This is a genomic window from uncultured Blautia sp., assembly GCF_902497045.1.
Classification (GTDB): Bacteria; Bacillota; Clostridia; order Lachnospirales; family Lachnospiraceae; genus Blautia_A.
This window is the reverse complement of record NZ_CABVDF010000006.1, coordinates 18,691-34,097: the sequence shown is the minus strand read 5'-3', so window position 1 is coordinate 34,097 and position 15,407 is coordinate 18,691. Positions and strand designations below refer to the sequence as shown.

Genomic DNA, 15,407 nt, shown 5'->3' with positions numbered 1-15,407 from the left:
ATGTACCAATAATACAAAAGCCATTATATCACGAAAAATGATAACTGAATAGGTTATTTTGTAACAGCGGTACAGAAAAAAATAACGGATAACGCTAAAGGAGGGCGAGTGGAAGTTGAAAAATAACAGAATAAGTAATCTCGCTGAATTCAGACGGTGGGTAAAAATACGGTTGGTGGAGAAAGAGATTTCCCAGAACGAGCTGGCTAGGCAGATGGGCATCCCACACGCAAGAATTAGCGAAGCAACACACGGAAAGCAGTCCGGAAACAAATACATCATTCCTATTATTGAGGAACTGGATGGAGATGTGGATGATTTTAAAGAGTTTTTAAAAGCCATTTAAGGAGGAGCGTATGAAAATGAATAAAGAGCAGTTTTTGAAAACGGAGTTCGGAGGGGAACTGGAAAGCACAATTACCGCATGGGATGATGCACTGAGCAGAAATAGAGAGGATAAGGAAGTACTGAGAACGCTGGCATGGTGTCAGGCACAGTGGGAAGTGTACCGGATGGCGATCAAACACTTTTACGGAGTGGAATATCACTTTACCAGAACGGATGAGTATTACGGTTTGTGTACCGAGGATGAGAGCGATTGGCTGATGAGAGTGAAGCGTGTGAAGCTCTTTCAAATGAAAACAATGTTTTCAAGGCAGCGAGTAACTCGCAGAGGAATCAGAATTGATGGAGTGGAGTATTGGGATGATGATTTTGTACATCTCAATCTTGGGAAAACAGTAATTGCGGAGTGTACACCTTGGCTCATTAGGGTGTACACGGAAGCAGGAACTCCACTCCATATATTCCAAAGATAAATCACTTCCTGCATTTTTCAGTATTTGCTTCGTTTTCGAGGGCTTCTTGAATGAGGCAATCAATACGTGCAGATACGATTTCATCAAAGCGATTTAGTATTGCTTGATGGGCAGCAGGGTCTGAGTTGTTCAGATATGACAATATAGCCTGAGCAAGAGGTTCTTGGGCATAGAGTTTTTCTGAAACGGATTCCTTCAATGCCTCAATATCGGTCATGGCAAACACCTCCTTTCTACGGAGATTATACCAGAAAAATTGAAAAGCGAACAGTCGAAACCGGCGTAAGCCGGTCATGCAGGGATAGCCTCCTGCATCTGATGATGACAGGCTGTAAGGTGGTGATGAGATGGGACAGATGCTTACCGCAAAGCAGGTGGCAGAGGTCAAAGGATGCAGTTATCAATATGTGAAGCGAATAATTAAAGAAGGTAAACTTCAGGCGCAGGAAATCCTGAATGATAAAAACAGAAAGACCTATCTGGTGCCGCTGGAGGCTCTGGATGAGGAGCTGCAGCAGAAATGGTATCAGATGAATCTAGAGAACCCGGCGGAGGAGATAAGCACTCCGGAGCCGGTACCGGATAAAAAGGCGGTAGACCATTTCTCGGAAAGCGAAAGGCAGGAGATTGATTTTTGGATCAGCCTTGTGGAGCAGTGGCAGCAATACCGGATGAAGCCGGGAGTTACCTGCAAAGCAGATGTTGATAAGAAATTTGTTACTTTATGTGGACTGGAATATCCGGACAAAGAGATTTCTGTTGATATCCTGTACCGGAAGTGGAAAGCGGTTAAAGAAAATGATTTAGACGGTCTCATTGACAAGAGGGGCAAATGGAAAAAGGGAACCAGCAGCATTGATGATACGATATGGCAGGCGTTTCTGTATTTCTACCTTGATGAGAGCCAGCATCCGATCCAGAAGTGCCTGGACTACACCAAGATGTGGGCTCAGGAAAAAAGACCGGATTTATACACCGACATTCCAAGCTATTCCGCTTTTTACCGCAGACTCAACAACGAGGTGCCGGAAGGTGTCAAGGTGCTGGGACGTGAGGGACATAAAGCCTACAATGACCGCTGCGCTCCGTTTATCCGCAGAATTTATGAGGATATCGAAAGCAATGAGTGGTGGATTGCTGATAACCATACCTTTGATGTCATGGTAAAGGACAAGAATGGAAACATCCACAGACCTTATTTGACAGCATTTCTGGATGCACGAAGCGGTATTTTTACCGGATTCCATATTACATACAATCCCTGCTCCGAGGCTACACTGATAGCACTGCGGAAGGGAATCCTCAAATATGGCATACCGGATAACATCTACGTGGATAATGGTCGAGAGTTCCTGACCTTCGATATCGGAGGCTTGGGACACCGTAAGAAGAAACCAAAGGATGGCGAGGAGAAATTTGAGCCACCGGGAGTATTCAAGAGACTTGGCATTAACATGACAAATGCGATTGTCCGGAATGCGAAGGCAAAAATCATCGAGAGACGGTTTGAGGATGTTAAAAATGACCTTTCAAGGCTTTTTAATACCTACACCGGAGGAAGTGTGGTGGAGAAGCCGGAGCGATTGAAATTCGTACTGAAGAAAGAGCAGATTTATACGGATGAGGAATTTGAGGAGTATGTGACAGCGGTTCTGGAGTGGTATTTCAACATGGAAGCCTACAACGGAGCTGTGGAAGCCGACAAGGGAAAATGCAAGACGGATGTTTTCAACGAGCATCTGAAGCGGAAACGTGTGGCATCGGCTGAGGAGCTTAACCTCATGCTGATGAGAAGCACTAGACCGCAGCAGGTTACAAGGCGAGGAGTTCACTTGGATATTGGAGGTGGACGCATCGACTTTTGGAATGATGATTTTGTACATCTGATGCTCGGAAAAAAAGTTTACTTCCGTTATGATCCGGAGAATTTAAGCGAGGTCAGAATTTACGATCTGGAAGACCGTTACATTATGTCGGTACCTGCAGACAATACCGCAGTTCTTTCCTACAATGCCAGCAAGGATGATGTCAAGGCAGCGATGGCGAAGACCAGAAGGCTGGAGCGTATCGCAAGGGAATACAAGGAAAACGCTATTCTGGCAGATGTGGACAAGATTACTGCAATGGAGCTTGTGCTTAAGCAAGCCGAGCGAAACAAAGCGAACTATCAGGGCAAACCGAATCCATCCCTGCTTGAGGTTCAGAGGGCAGACGAAGAACCAGTATTCAAGAAAGTGGTTGGCGGTGCAGACCTTGATGTAATGAATAGAAATGCAGCCATAAGGCGAGGAGGTAAATGATGAGTAAACAGTACAACACAAAGCTTCAGGAGAGATTAGAGAAGTTCCTGAAGGACGAAAATTTGAGTCAGGCAAAGGCAGCCCCGATTCTTGGAATCAGTCAGGCAGCACTCAGCCAGTACCGCAGAAGTATGTACGATAAGGGAGATATTGAGGCGGTGGAAAATAAGCTGAAGGAGTTCTTTCAGATTCAGGAAGAGAAAACACAGAATGCGCAGAAAGCGGAACCTTTCAGAACCAAGACTTCAGCCGGGTACATACCGACAACCATTTCCGAGGAAGCGTACAAGCTGATCCGGTACTGCCAGCTGGAGAAGGGAATTGTAGTTATTGATGGGGATGCCGGGATCGGAAAGACGAAAGCAGCAGCCAAGTTCCTGCAGGACAATCCTTCAACAACAGTTTATGTGAAAGCAACACCGAGTACCGGCTCAACAAGAAGCCTTTTAAAGATGATTGCAAAGACATTAAAACTCCCTGAAAACCAGCGCACCGAGGATTTATCGGTATCCATTCAGGAGAAGCTCAGAGAGACTGATAAGGTTATCATTATCGATGAAGCACAGAATCTTAAATTCCTCACTCTGGAAGAAATCAGAGGGTGGGTAGATGAAGATATATTTACCGGAAAGCCGGGTATTGGAATCGTACTCATCGGAAATGTGGAAGTCTACAATAAGATGCTCGGAAAGCAGGAAGCAATTTTCGCCCAGCAGTTCAACCGCACGAAGCTCCATGGAAGGTACCGCACATCGGATATCCAGAGAGAAGACGTTGTCAAATTCTTCCCGGTGTTGGAAGAGAAGGGAATGCAGAAAGAGATTGACTACCTTCTGAGCATCAGCCACAGCAAATGGGGAATTCGTGGAATGGTGAGTGTGTTCAATAACGCAGTCAACAATGAGGATATTTCCTTTGAGGGGCTGGAAAAAATGGCAAATACAATGGGAATCCGCTTCATATAGGAGGGCAGGACATGGAAAAGTGTTATATCGTGACTGCGATATGCCTGACGCTGATTGTACTGGCATATATCGGGAATAAAAAGGACAAGAAGTAAGAGAAAACGGAGGTAAATGCAAAATGAAGAACCCTAAAGAAAGAAGTACCGCAATTTTGGTCGGTGTAGCTGCTGGTGCAATCTTGATGGCTCTTATGTTTATGATTGTATTCGGCTTGCATACTGGAATAGCCGGTGTGGTACTGGTACTGCTGATTGTTGCAGTATCTGCAATATCAGGATGGTTAATAGGATGGAATCAGCGTATCCAGAGGAGTAACTATTACTCATACATGAAAGGGTACCGTGAGGGATTGGAAAAGAAAACGCTGATCATTAGGCATCCGGTATGCGAATGCAAATTCACGTTTCCGGATAGATAACAATGTGCCGGGGCTTATGCCCCAGCCTTAATGCAGCCACTGAATGGTGATGGTCACAAGCCCATGAAATGCAGAGTGAGGCAAAACTGAATAAAAGGAGGATTCAGGCATGGTGGTATGTCCTAAGTGCCGGAAACCATACACTGGACGTCCGGCATTGTCGAGGGTGGATAATAAAACGGATATCTGCCCGGATTGCGGTATGAGAGAAGCTATTGAGAGTATACCGAGGATGAATGACAGAAAGAGAATTGATCCGGCAGAACGCACAAGAAGGTTGGTACAATCCACCGGAAACCGATGGGCGATGGAAAATTTCAATGCAACACACAGTTGAGGTCGGGAGGTGATGAGGTGCCGGGAAAGATTACGGTGAGGAATTACACCACACTGACAGATTATGCAGCATTGCTACGAGCTGGAATGTACCTTGCTGGAAAGAAGGAAGAGGCAGAAGATAATGGATTCCGGTTTAAGGTTACAGAGAGTGAAAGGCATGGTGTAGTGGTAAAGATTGCGGAGGTGGATAAGTGAAGAATGGAAAGAAGCCGACACTGGCACAAAAGAAGTTTCTGCAGGATACCGGGCTGGATTCTGAAAAGTGGCTGATTGTTAAGGACACTCCAGAGGAGATGGTCATTGTAAGCAAAATTGCCCTGCAGAGGAGGAGTGGAAAAACAAAGACTATCAGAAAGGCGAAGAAATGAGCGAGAAATCAGATGTTAAGGTTCCGGAGGAAATTCGGAAAGGATGGGAAGAGGCAAGGTTGTGTGCCAACCTGATCCGGGAAGGTAAAGCCAAGATTATGATTGCAACCAGAAAAGACGGTACCACGTACCGATACACGAAGCCAAAGTAAGGAGGTGCAGGATGGTATTAAGAGAAGAAATGTACTTTGAGCCGAGAACGATCAGTCCGGGAGGAAGCATCCGCTGGTTCGGAGCGACCTATTCGGCAGATCCGATGCTCTGTCATACGGAGCAGACGGTTTATATCAGGGATAACGGAAAGATGCTGTTCATCTATGAGTTAAACAGTGACAAATTATCCGAAGAGGAAAAAATCGAAGCAGTGTTCACACTGATCTGTAAGATTGAAAAGCCGGAAAAGGGACACCGGTATGGCAGAAAAATTACATAAGGGGCATTTGCCCCTCTTAATGCAGCCACCGCAAGGTGATGGTCACAAGCCCATAAAATGCAGAGTGGGAGAGGAGAATGGCATGATAGCAAGGATTATACGGACAATCCTGCAGTATCCGGTTGGAGCTGAGGTCGGCTTTACGGATGAATTTACAACAGAATACCGGACTGTGACGGGATATCAGTACAGTCATGGAGCCTTCTATGTGATCTTCTCTGAAAGAAGCATGGTACACATGAACCGGCTGGATGAGCTGGTTGTGTCAGTAAAAATCAAAAGGAGGGCACGAGATGCAAGCAAGCAAAAAAGTGACTAAGGGTGGTGGAGTGACCATCCCAAGAGGTATCCGTCAGGAGACCGGCATTCTTCCGGGAGTTCCGGTTGACATTACAACGAATGAAGACGGCATCCACATTCAGAAGCATGTTCCGGCTTGTTTCCATTGCGGAACGGTGGATGATGTGAAAATGGTCTGTGGTATTGAGATCTGCAGGAAATGTGCAGCCAAGATTGCGGAGGTATTCAGATGATGTCAGATGTAATGGAAATCAAAGCAAAGGCTGACCGGTTAGTGGAGCTGACCAGCCAGCAGAGTGTAATCAAGGCAGAGATTGACGAGATCAAAGCGTGGTTCGAGAAGCTGGCAACGGATGACCTGAGGGACACCAAGAAAAAGACCATTGACTATTGGGGCAGCAACAATTCCAAGGTTGTGGTCGGAAACAGCGAGACTGTAAAACCGGTCTCCATGACAATGGTTAAGAAGTTGCTGGGTGATGTGTTCGGGGATTTTGTGAAAGAGGATACCACATACAAGATGACGGATCCATGCAAGAGACTGTTTACCATGATGTTCATGGGCAATTACACCGAGGGAAGCCTGGACGAGACAATCAAGGCAATCACAACTGATGAGAAGATCCAGCGTACCCTGAAAAAGAAGCTGAAGGGCAAGTATGAAAAGGATACAGAGACCCTGATGAAGCTGGTGGGGCTGCCGGAGCAGGAAGCCAGCGACTGGGCATATCTGACTGCGGAGATCATCAACTGGGAATGGATGCTGCAGATATTAAAGTCAGCAGAGTGGAAAGGAACACCGCAGGAGGCTGTTGAAATCATCCGGGCAGCCATTATCGTGGATGAGGGCATCAAGGTAACGGTGGAGGCTGAGAAAACGGAATAACCGGAAAGGAGAGGCAGATGAGAGCGATAGAGCAGTTTCAGATCAGAAAAATATATGCCATCGGCAATGCACTTGGCATTAAGGCATCCGGAAACGAGGATGAACTCCATGTGCTGGTGGGAGGTGTGACCGGAAAAGAATCCATAAAAAGTCTTACATACCAAGAGGCTTGCGCAGTGATTGCACGTCTGGAGGAGCTGCAGGGGAAAACTGCCTCTCCAAAGCCGAGAAGCAAAAAGCCGAAGGAACATCAGAGCAGACCGGGCGGAGTCACATCCGGTCAACAGAAAAAAATCTGGTATCTCATGTATGAGCTTAAGAAATACGATGAGGTGCCAAACGATGTGCAGCTGGGGGACAGACTTTGTGCGGTCATCAAAAAGGAATTTGGTGCGGATGCCATTGCCAAGAACCCATTTGCATGGATAACCTTTGAGCAGGGGAATAACCTGATCGAGATTTTAAAGAGATATGTGGCAAGTGCCAGAAAGAGAGGCGAGGCATAGTGGACTTGCTGGAAAAGGTGCAAATGGAAAATCTGGACGAGGAGCAGAAAATGCTTGCGGAACTGATTGGGCTGGAGGCTTTCAAGAGCCTCGTAAGGGCTTTTAATGGCACGTCCATCTACATTCCGAAAATTGAAAGTCTGGAAAAAGCGGTTCGTGACGAAATGATCAAAGAGGAGTTTGACGGAGGAAATTACAGAGAGCTGGCTCTGAAATTTGGATTGACAGAAACGTGGATTCGCAATATAGTTTTAGATAAAACAAAGGAAATCAAAGCAAGACCGATAGACGGTCAGATGAACCTTACGGACTTTTTAAAATAAATTTATCTTCTTAAGTACTTTATTTTAATATTTGCAATTCAGGAGATACACTTGTGTTAGACACGCAGGTGTATCTTTTTTTGTATGCGAGGTGAAACGGATGAACGAATGGATTATTACGACAGCAATCACACTGGGAATCGGTGTAATCACATATTTCCTGAAAAGGACAATGAATCAGGTGGACAATCAGGGAGCGAAAATTCAGGAGATGTTCAATCAGATGCAGACCAAGGCAGAACAAAAAGAACAGACTGTAAAGCTGGAAGGGCAGATTCAGAAAATCAGGGATGATTATACACCCAAGGAAATGCACGAGAAGGATTTTGATGAGTGCAGGATGGATATTAAACAGATCAAGGCTGAGTATCTGACAAAGGATGATTTTATCCGGGAAATGAACAAGATGGACAGAAAGCTGGATCAAATGCTGGAGCTTATGCTGCAGAAATAGGAGGTCGAGATAAATGGGCAGAGAAACAGAAAAAAGACAGCTTAGGGCTGGCAACTTTACAATGAACAATGGCAGGGTTTTATCAACCATCAACCTGCTTCGTGAAAAATACAATGCACTCCGTAGCGTGGAAAAAGCGGTTAGTTATGAAGGCATTGAAAGACAGGAATTCGTGGATAGCGTAAATTTCCTCGCAGAAGAAGGTTACATCAGTCTGCGAGACATCCATACACATGAAGCTGCAACACTTGCAGATTATGATTATCAGACACTGGAAGCCAAAGTCACAGGCAAAGGCATCCGGCTCCTTGGCGGTGGAATTGCTGATAACATGGTTGATCTTGGCGATTAACGATGGAACAGAAAGAGAGAAGACGCAGCACCGGCAAGGTGGACAGATTACCGCCAGAACTGAAGGACACTGTGGAGCAGATGCTCCTGACCGGCTGCACATATAAAGAAATTGTTGCATTCCTGAAAGAGAATGGCGAAGAAATGTCACAGATGGCGATCTGTACTTATGCAAAGAAGTATCTTGCCACTGTGGAGATGATAACGGTGGCACAGAGCAATTTCTCCATGCTGATGGATGAAATGAACCGGTATCCGGATCTGGACACTTCGGAGGCACTCATCCGTCTGGCGAGCCATCATGTCATGAATGCCCTTACCAACGTGGATGAGGAGCAGATGAAGGAAGTGCCGATTGAGAAGCTGATCAAGGAGACCAATGGTCTCATCCGGGCAGCTGCTTATAAGAAGCGGATTGAAGTACAGAATCGTGATAATTACGAAGCCGGACTGGAGGCAGTCAAGAGCCTTGTATTTGAGGCTATGGCGAAGGAAAATCCGGAACTCTACCGTCAGGTGAGTGCATACCTGAACAAGAAGAAAAACGAAGGACTGGAGGGATAAAAGGTGATGTGGTATGTAATTCAAGTTATGACCGGCAAGGAAGATGATATTGCCGGGAAATTGAAAGAGCAGGGCATCCGTGCTCTTGTCCCGAAGGAAAATCGTCTGATACGCTCCGGAGGTTCATGGTCACAGAGAGAATACATCCTGTTTGCCGGATATGTATTCCTGAACATGAATTACAATGCGGATAACTATTACAAGGTTAAGGGAATTCCGGGAGTGATCCAGTTTCTTGGAGACAACAGGAATCCGTCAAGACTTTCCTATCTGGAGGCAGAGTGGATCATGCTGCTGACTGGGGAGAATAACCAGCCGATTGAACCTACAGTGGTCAGGGCTCTGGGCGATGGAAATTATGAGGTTGTGAAAGGTGTTCTTGAAAAATTTGAAAACCGCATCATCAAGTATGATAAGCGGAGCAGGAAAGCAAGCTTTGAGATTACGATCTGTAATGAGAAAAAGGAAGTCCAGTTGAGCATCCGGCTGGAGGAAGATGAGGAACTAAGCCTTGCCGGGGCTGGCAGGGATGGGGCAGAGGGTGTAGCACAAGCGGTTTTGAAAGAAGCCACCTGATGGCATACGGTTGATTCGTCCCGATGCCGGAAGCTGGCGGACATAGAGAAAGGGAACTGAGCAGAAAAAGTACACTGGTTGGGTGGCGAAGCCTACCCATCGGGCTTGTTCTGGCAGTTCTCTTTTTTGAATGGTGTAAAAACACCGTTTAAAAACACGCTAAACCCATTTAAAATCGTTTGAATGATGAAAGTGGGGGAAATTATCACTGAAACACAAAAATGCAAATATGGGGCAAATATGAGCCTTAAAATTTTACGGAAAGGCAGGTGGTGGGCGTGCGAGCAGGAAAAAAAGAAAGCATCGGTGTTCTGATCGGAGCGATGGCAGAGGCTGAGAGCAAGAGCTTCTATGATGATACCGAGGCTGTTACAAGCGATTTAAAAAGCCTTTTAAACATCTTTTTAAAAAAGGACAGTTCTCCGGAACGTGTGCAGATTTTGAAAGATTATGAATCCGGGGCACCGCTTACCGGAAAAGGAGGCATCCGCCAGAGGCTGGGAGCCATTGATATGGAATTTTTCGGCAGGGCATACTTTCCACATTATTTTTCCAGACCATCCCCGGAATTTCACCGGGAACTGGATAATATATGGCAGCAAGGAGTTTTGAAAGGGGAATATCCGACTACACCGGCAAAGGTAAAGAAGATCAGCCGGATGAATGGAACCAAACGAGTGGTCGCAGCTCCACGTGGACACGCAAAGTCCACGAGCCTTACTTTTAAAGGCAGCATTCATGCCATAGTTTATGAATACAAGCATTATCCGATTATCATATCCGACAGCTCAGAACAGGCTGAGGGATTTCTCGATAACATCAGGGTAGAGTTTGAGGAGAACGAAGCTCTGAAGGAGGACTTCGGGAGCCTGATCGGAAAAGTCTGGAGAAGCAACGTACTGATCACAAGCACCAACATCAAAGTTGAGGCAATCGGATCGGGAAAGAAGATCCGAGGCAGAAAACACAGAAACTGGAGACCAGACCTTCTGGTTCTGGATGATATTGAAAATGACGAGAACGTTCGGACACCGGAGCAGCGAAAGAAACTTGAAAGCTGGTTTTTAAAAGCTGTTTCAAAAGCCGGTGATGATTACACGGACATTATCTATATTGGAACATTATTGCATTATGACAGCCTTCTGGCGAAAACCCTGAACAATCCGGGATATAAAGCCATTAAATACAAGGCGGTCATTTCTTTTTCCAACGAAGAGGATCTATGGAAGGAATGGGAGGAGATTTACACAGACCTTTCAAACGAGAACCACGAAGCCGATGCGAGAGAGTTTTTTGAAAGGCACCGGGAGAAGATGTTGGAAGGCACGGAGGTTCTGTGGGAGGAGAAACTGTCTTATTATGATCTGATGGTTATGAGGTTGACAGAAGGCGAGGCATCCTTCAACTCCGAGGAACAGAACGAGCCTATCAATCCGGAAGACTGTATTTTCAATCCTGAATGGTTTGAATTCTATAATGAAGCAGAAATCGACTTCAAGAACCGGGACTTCCTTTTCTTTGGCTTTGTCGATCCGTCACTTGGAAAGACCAAGCACAGCGACTTTTCCGCCATCATCACGCTGGCGAAGCACAAAGTATCCGGGTATATGTATGTCATGGATGCGGATATCGAACGCAGACATCCGGATAAAATTATCGGTGACATTCTGGAGAAGGAGAAGATGCTCCGCAGGGATTATGGCAGGGGCTATAAGAAGTTCGGAGCTGAGACGGTGCAGTTCCAGTGGTTCCTGAAGGAAGAATTGGCAAAGGCATCTGCAAAAGCTGGGTTATACCTTCCGATCGAGGAGGTACCGCAGACCAGCGATAAGACAATGCGTATACAGACGATGCAGCCGGATGTAAAGAACCATTACATCAAGTTCAATAAAAGGCACAAGAGACTGCTGGAGCAGATGGAACACTTCCCGATGGGAGCGCACGATGATGGTGTGGATGCTCTGGAAGGATGCAGAACGATTGCCAAGAAGATGAAACGGTTCCGGGTGCTGGATAAAGGGAAATTAGGATTGTAGGAGGTAACGGTCATGCCGGTTATTTATATGGACAGGGCTTCCATTGAAAGCCTGACAGAAAAAGATATCCGTGAGATCATCAATGAGAACAGCACGGATGTAAAATACGGAATGCTGCATGATTACTATGTTGGCAATCATAGAATCCTTGGAGAAAACAAGAAGGACAGCACAGCTCCGAACAACCGTCTGGTCAATAATATGGCAAAATACATCACGGATACCGCCACCGGTTACTTCGTGGGTGAGCCGATTGTCTATGACTCCCAGAATGATGAATACCTGCAGACAGTGCAGGATATTTTTGATTACAACGATGAGCAGGATCACAACATGGAGCTGGCGAAGCAGTGCAGCATTTGCGGAAGCTGCTTTGAAATGCTCTATCTGGATGAGGATGCCAAGATAAGGCTTGCGAGGGTTCCGGCTGCTAACGGAATTATGATTTGCGAGACGGACAGTGGATTTTCCACTCCGATGGCATTTATCCGAACCATTATTTCAAAGGATAAGGATGACAACGTAATCAGGAAGGTGGAGTTCTGGAATTCCAGTCTTGTGATGCGATTCCAGTCATTGAATAATGGATACCTGAACATGATAGCAGTTGAGGAACATTACTGGCAGGACGTTCCGTTTGTGGAATACATCAACAACGAGGAAAGGCTTGGAGATTTTGAGGGTGTCATTACGGAGATTGATGCCTATAACAAGGTGCAGAGTAACACTGCAAACTATTTCCAGTATAATGATGATGCCATTTTAAAGGTTTTAAAACTTGGAGATGTCAGCAGTCAGGACATTGCTGACATGAAGGAAAAAGGAGCTATCATTCTGGAGGATGGAGGAGATGTGGACTGGCTCCTGAAGACGATTGATGATACTGCACTGGAAAATTATAAGAACCGGCTCCGTGAGGATATTCACACTGGAGCCAATGTGCCACATATGTGTGATGAGTCTTTTGGAGGAAACCTATCCGGAGTGGCTATATCCTATAAATTATGGGGACTGGAGCAGATATGTTCGATTAAGGAACGGAAGTTCAAGAAAGGACTGCAGCGCAGGATTGAGCTGATCACAAATATCTTGAACATCATGGGGCACAATTATGATTACAGAGACATTGTTCCAAAATTCCGCAGGAACCGTCCTCAGAATGATATGGAAACAGCACAGATTGTCACGATGCTGGCAAATGACCTTTCAAGGGAGACCAGACTGCAGCTGATGCCAGGTGTTGAAAATGTCCAGGATGAGCTGAGAAAACTGGAGGAAGAAAAGAACAAGGAGCAGGAAGACTTCGGAGTATATAAGAATTTTACCAAGGCTTTTCAGGGTGCAGCTGACAGAACGGAGGCGGTAACGGATGAGCCAGAAGGAACGTAACGAGTGGATTGAGCGAGCCAAGCAGAGGGTTCTCAATAATGCAGAGATTACAGACCAATCCATAAAAGAGATAATGTTTCTCTTTGATGAAGCAGCATGGACGCTTGAAACGGAAATCAATTCTATGTTTCAAAAATATGCCACGGAGAATGGTCTGACGAATGCAGAGGCTTCCAAGCTGCTGACCGGAAGTGAATATTCCCGATGGAAAAAGGGGATTGAAGAATACCTGAAGGAAGCTGAAGGGGATTCCAAGACACTTCTGGAACTGAACACGCTGGCAATGAAGTCGCGGATCAGCAGAAAGGAGCAGATGCTTGCTACCGTTTACCAGACAATGATAACACTGTCGAGGGATACGGAAACGAAGATAACAGATCTGCTGGGTGATATGTTCAAGACCAATTATTACCGGGGCTGTTATGATGTGCAGAGCATCCTTGGTGTTGGATTCAATGTTTCCAAGGTAGATGTGAAGATGCTCCAAAGGATACTGAAGCATCCGTGGTCTGGAAAGAATTACTCGCAAGCACTGTGGGAAAATACTGATAAACTTGCCACTCTCGCCAAGAGAGAGCTGACGATGGGATTTATGAATGGCTCCAGCGTACAGAAGATGGCAAAGGAAATCAATGATGTCATGGGCAAGGGACGCTATGCTGCAGAAAGGCTTGTCCGGACGGAGAGCAGCTATTTCTCTAATCAGGGAGAACTTGCTTCTTATAGGGAAATGGGAATTCAAGAGTATACTTTTCTTGGAGGTGGTTGCGAAATATGTATGGAATTAAATGGACAATCTTTTCCGCTGGATGAGGCAGAGCCGGGGCTTAATCTACCACCGATTCATCCGAATTGTAAATGCACAATCAAGGCAAAAGCAAAGATTGATTTATTTAAAGACCGGGAAGGAGTGAATCCACTGGAGAGCAATCCGAAGTTTGAGGAGTGGAAGAAGAAATATGTTGACACTCCAGCTCCGGAACCTATAATAAAACTATCAGAGAATGAACAGCACGCAATAAATAGCTATATAAGCAGCGAGGCATACACGTGGAATGACAAGCTGAGAAGGGGCGTCAAACTGACGAAGGAAGAAAAGAAACAGATTAGCAATCTGGATTCAGCTCTTCAGAAGATGCCGACCTATCAGGGAGTGTTATATCGCTCTGTTTCTGATTTTGGAATACCAGATGTGCAGGAGTTTATTGTGGGGCATAAGCCCGGTATGGAAATTAGTTTTCCTGAATTTCTTTCAAGTTCCACTGAGGTATATGATGACAGTTTCCCGATTCAGTATGTTATTACATCAAAGACCGGGCGAGATATACGGAAATTTAACTCTCAGGAAAAAGAGATTTTGTTTGAAAGAGATTCGATGTTCTACATATCCAAGGTGGTTAATAACGTGATTTACATGGAGGAAATATAATGAGCAATCCATATTCAGATAAACGGTGGAGTGATGCACCGAAACCAGTTAATAGCGAGTGTAATTCGTGTAAATATCATTACGGATTCGGAAAATGCGAGAAACATCCGGAGGGAATACCAAAGGAGAAGCTAAAACAGTCTTTTCCGGGTACCGGAAATTATAATAAAAAATATTGCGAACACAAGAGCAAATAAGCACCCAGCCGGGTGCTTATTTAATTGCAAAAAATATGGACTCAAGCATCGTTTAAAAGCATTTTAAATGGTGCTTTTGTTATACAAAATTTAGACCAGGAGGTAAAAAAGATGGATGGAACAACCACCATGCAGGGTACTGAGCAGGAAGTTCAGAACACTGCAACAGAAACGCAGGGACAGCAGACAGCGGAAAGTACACCGGAGAAAGTAAGTACCCTCCAGAAGTTTATTGATGGACTTTTTGGCGGTGGAAAGAAAGCTGAAGGGGCTGAACCTGAAAAAAAGGATGGAGATCCTGTAGCGGAAAAAGCTGAAGAGGAGAAATCCTTCACTCAGGCAGATGTAGATGCTGCCATCGAAGCTGCGAAACAGCAGTGGTTAGATGAAGCTGCGGAGGCAGAGCGTGTCAAAAAACTCACTCCGGAGGAAAAGACAAAAGAGGAGCAGGAGAAAAAAGACTCCGAGATTGCCAGTTTGAGAAGCCAGCTCTTGCAGAAAGAGCTGAGAGAGAGTGCGACTAAATCTCTGGAAACGGATGGATTCCCGGTTGGTCTTGCAGATGTGCTTGACTATTCCAGCAAGGAGCGCATGGAAGAAACCCTGAAGAATACCACAAAGGTTTTTAAGGACAGTCTGGCAGTGGCAATCCAGTCCCGGTTGAAGGGTAAGACACCGGAAGGACTCGGCGGAGCAGCTTCTGCTGAAAATCTGTTAAGAGACCAGATCGCAAGAAATGTCAGAGGATTATAAGG

General features: G+C 45.5%; 24 protein-coding genes and 1 other RNA gene. 24 read left to right on the top strand and 1 reads right to left on the bottom strand.

Translation table 11 applies throughout. The features are described from left to right. Nucleotides 1-115 precede the first annotated feature (115 nt). Nucleotides 116-346 (top strand): helix-turn-helix transcriptional regulator, encoded by a 231-nt coding sequence (locus RDS42_RS01600; RefSeq protein ID WP_107435378.1) that lies wholly within the window; start codon nt 116-118, stop codon nt 344-346. A 10-nt stretch (nt 347-356) separates the two neighbouring features. Next, nucleotides 357-818 (top strand): hypothetical protein, encoded by a 462-nt coding sequence (locus RDS42_RS01595; protein ID WP_156834697.1) that lies wholly within the window; start codon nt 357-359, stop codon nt 816-818. 1 nt (nt 819) lies between these two features. Here the strand turns inward: RDS42_RS01595 and RDS42_RS01590 are convergent, their stop codons facing one another. Continuing rightward, complete coding sequence (locus RDS42_RS01590; RefSeq protein ID WP_107435380.1) at nt 820-1,035, bottom strand: hypothetical protein; 216 nt, start codon at nt 1,033-1,035, stop codon at nt 820-822. A 52-nt stretch (nt 1,036-1,087) separates the two neighbouring features. Between RDS42_RS01590 and RDS42_RS01585 the strand changes: the two genes are divergently transcribed. The 22 genes from RDS42_RS01585 (at nt 1,088) to RDS42_RS01480 (ending at nt 15,405) form a co-directional block, all read left to right on the top strand. Continuing rightward, nucleotides 1,088-1,152, top strand: an RNA gene (locus RDS42_RS01585) — hammerhead ribozyme type II. Between the two features lie 13 nt (nt 1,153-1,165). Then, nucleotides 1,166-3,118 (top strand): Mu transposase C-terminal domain-containing protein, encoded by a 1,953-nt coding sequence (locus RDS42_RS01580; RefSeq protein WP_308782036.1) that lies wholly within the window; start codon nt 1,166-1,168, stop codon nt 3,116-3,118. Next, nucleotides 3,115-4,083, top strand: coding sequence for an AAA family ATPase (locus tag RDS42_RS01575; protein ID WP_227064260.1), 969 nt, complete (start codon nt 3,115-3,117; stop codon nt 4,081-4,083). Before RDS42_RS01580 ends, RDS42_RS01575 begins: the two co-directional genes overlap by 4 nt. Nucleotides 4,084-4,201: 118 nt before the next feature. After that, the gene (locus RDS42_RS01570; RefSeq protein WP_107435383.1) at nt 4,202-4,501 is read left to right on the top strand and encodes a hypothetical protein; all 300 of its coding nucleotides are present in this window, start codon (nt 4,202-4,204) and stop codon (nt 4,499-4,501) included. A gap of 109 nt (nt 4,502-4,610) precedes the next feature. Further along, nucleotides 4,611-4,838, top strand: a complete 228-nt coding sequence (locus RDS42_RS01565) for a hypothetical protein (RefSeq protein ID WP_308782035.1) — start codon at nt 4,611-4,613, stop codon at nt 4,836-4,838. Nucleotides 4,839-4,855: 17 nt separating this feature from the next. Continuing rightward, complete coding sequence (locus RDS42_RS01560; RefSeq protein WP_107435385.1) at nt 4,856-5,035, top strand: hypothetical protein; 180 nt, start codon at nt 4,856-4,858, stop codon at nt 5,033-5,035. Next, nucleotides 5,032-5,208 carry a hypothetical protein gene (locus tag RDS42_RS01555; RefSeq protein WP_166434530.1) on the top strand — a complete coding sequence of 59 codons (177 nt, stop codon included), beginning with the start codon at nt 5,032-5,034 and terminating at the stop codon, nt 5,206-5,208. The genes RDS42_RS01560 and RDS42_RS01555 overlap by 4 nt, the downstream gene beginning before the upstream one ends. Continuing rightward, nucleotides 5,205-5,360, top strand: a complete 156-nt coding sequence (locus RDS42_RS01550) for a hypothetical protein (RefSeq protein ID WP_156834694.1) — start codon at nt 5,205-5,207, stop codon at nt 5,358-5,360. Before RDS42_RS01555 ends, RDS42_RS01550 begins: the two co-directional genes overlap by 4 nt. Nucleotides 5,361-5,371: 11 nt before the next feature. Beyond that, a complete protein-coding gene (locus tag RDS42_RS01545; protein WP_308782034.1) occupies nt 5,372-5,641 on the top strand; it encodes a Mu transposase C-terminal domain-containing protein in 270 nt (89 codons plus the stop codon). An 82-nt stretch (nt 5,642-5,723) separates the two neighbouring features. Continuing rightward, nucleotides 5,724-5,960, top strand: coding sequence for a hypothetical protein (locus RDS42_RS01540; protein ID WP_107435387.1), 237 nt, complete (start codon nt 5,724-5,726; stop codon nt 5,958-5,960). Beyond that, entirely contained in the window at nt 5,935-6,174 is a 240-nt protein-coding gene (locus tag RDS42_RS01535; RefSeq protein WP_107435388.1) for an AbrB/MazE/SpoVT family DNA-binding domain-containing protein, read from the top strand. Before RDS42_RS01540 ends, RDS42_RS01535 begins: the two co-directional genes overlap by 26 nt. Continuing rightward, nucleotides 6,171-6,827: a hypothetical protein gene (locus RDS42_RS01530; protein WP_107435389.1), complete on the top strand. Its 657-nt coding sequence runs from the start codon at nt 6,171-6,173 to the stop codon at nt 6,825-6,827. Before RDS42_RS01535 ends, RDS42_RS01530 begins: the two co-directional genes overlap by 4 nt. A gap of 17 nt (nt 6,828-6,844) precedes the next feature. Beyond that, nucleotides 6,845-7,333, top strand: a complete 489-nt coding sequence (locus tag RDS42_RS01525; protein ID WP_107435390.1) for a regulatory protein GemA — start codon at nt 6,845-6,847, stop codon at nt 7,331-7,333. After that, nucleotides 7,333-7,656 (top strand): Mor transcription activator family protein, encoded by a 324-nt coding sequence (locus RDS42_RS01520; RefSeq protein ID WP_107435391.1) that lies wholly within the window; start codon nt 7,333-7,335, stop codon nt 7,654-7,656. Before RDS42_RS01525 ends, RDS42_RS01520 begins: the two co-directional genes overlap by 1 nt. Nucleotides 7,657-7,756: 100 nt before the next feature. Further along, nucleotides 7,757-8,110 carry a hypothetical protein gene (locus tag RDS42_RS01515; RefSeq protein WP_107435392.1) on the top strand — a complete coding sequence of 118 codons (354 nt, stop codon included), beginning with the start codon at nt 7,757-7,759 and terminating at the stop codon, nt 8,108-8,110. A 13-nt stretch (nt 8,111-8,123) separates the two neighbouring features. After that, nucleotides 8,124-8,462 carry a type VI secretion protein gene (locus tag RDS42_RS01510; RefSeq protein WP_107435393.1) on the top strand — a complete coding sequence of 113 codons (339 nt, stop codon included), beginning with the start codon at nt 8,124-8,126 and terminating at the stop codon, nt 8,460-8,462. 2 nt (nt 8,463-8,464) lie between these two features. Further along, nucleotides 8,465-9,025: a phage protein Gp27 family protein gene (locus RDS42_RS01505; protein WP_107435394.1), complete on the top strand. Its 561-nt coding sequence runs from the start codon at nt 8,465-8,467 to the stop codon at nt 9,023-9,025. A 6-nt stretch (nt 9,026-9,031) separates the two neighbouring features. Beyond that, the gene (locus RDS42_RS01500; RefSeq protein ID WP_308782038.1) at nt 9,032-9,601 is read left to right on the top strand and encodes a transcription termination/antitermination NusG family protein; all 570 of its coding nucleotides are present in this window, start codon (nt 9,032-9,034) and stop codon (nt 9,599-9,601) included. A 278-nt stretch (nt 9,602-9,879) separates the two neighbouring features. Next, nucleotides 9,880-11,637, top strand: coding sequence for a phage terminase large subunit (terL, locus tag RDS42_RS01495; RefSeq protein ID WP_308782033.1), 1,758 nt, complete (start codon nt 9,880-9,882; stop codon nt 11,635-11,637). Between the two features lie 12 nt (nt 11,638-11,649). Next, nucleotides 11,650-13,026: a phage portal protein gene (locus RDS42_RS01490; protein WP_308782032.1), complete on the top strand. Its 1,377-nt coding sequence runs from the start codon at nt 11,650-11,652 to the stop codon at nt 13,024-13,026. Beyond that, nucleotides 13,007-14,455: a minor capsid protein gene (locus tag RDS42_RS01485; RefSeq protein WP_308782031.1), complete on the top strand. Its 1,449-nt coding sequence runs from the start codon at nt 13,007-13,009 to the stop codon at nt 14,453-14,455. The genes RDS42_RS01490 and RDS42_RS01485 overlap by 20 nt, the downstream gene beginning before the upstream one ends. Nucleotides 14,456-14,763: 308 nt before the next feature. Next, complete coding sequence (locus tag RDS42_RS01480; RefSeq protein ID WP_308782030.1) at nt 14,764-15,405, top strand: DUF4355 domain-containing protein; 642 nt, start codon at nt 14,764-14,766, stop codon at nt 15,403-15,405. The last annotated feature ends 2 nt before the right edge of the window (nt 15,406-15,407 follow it).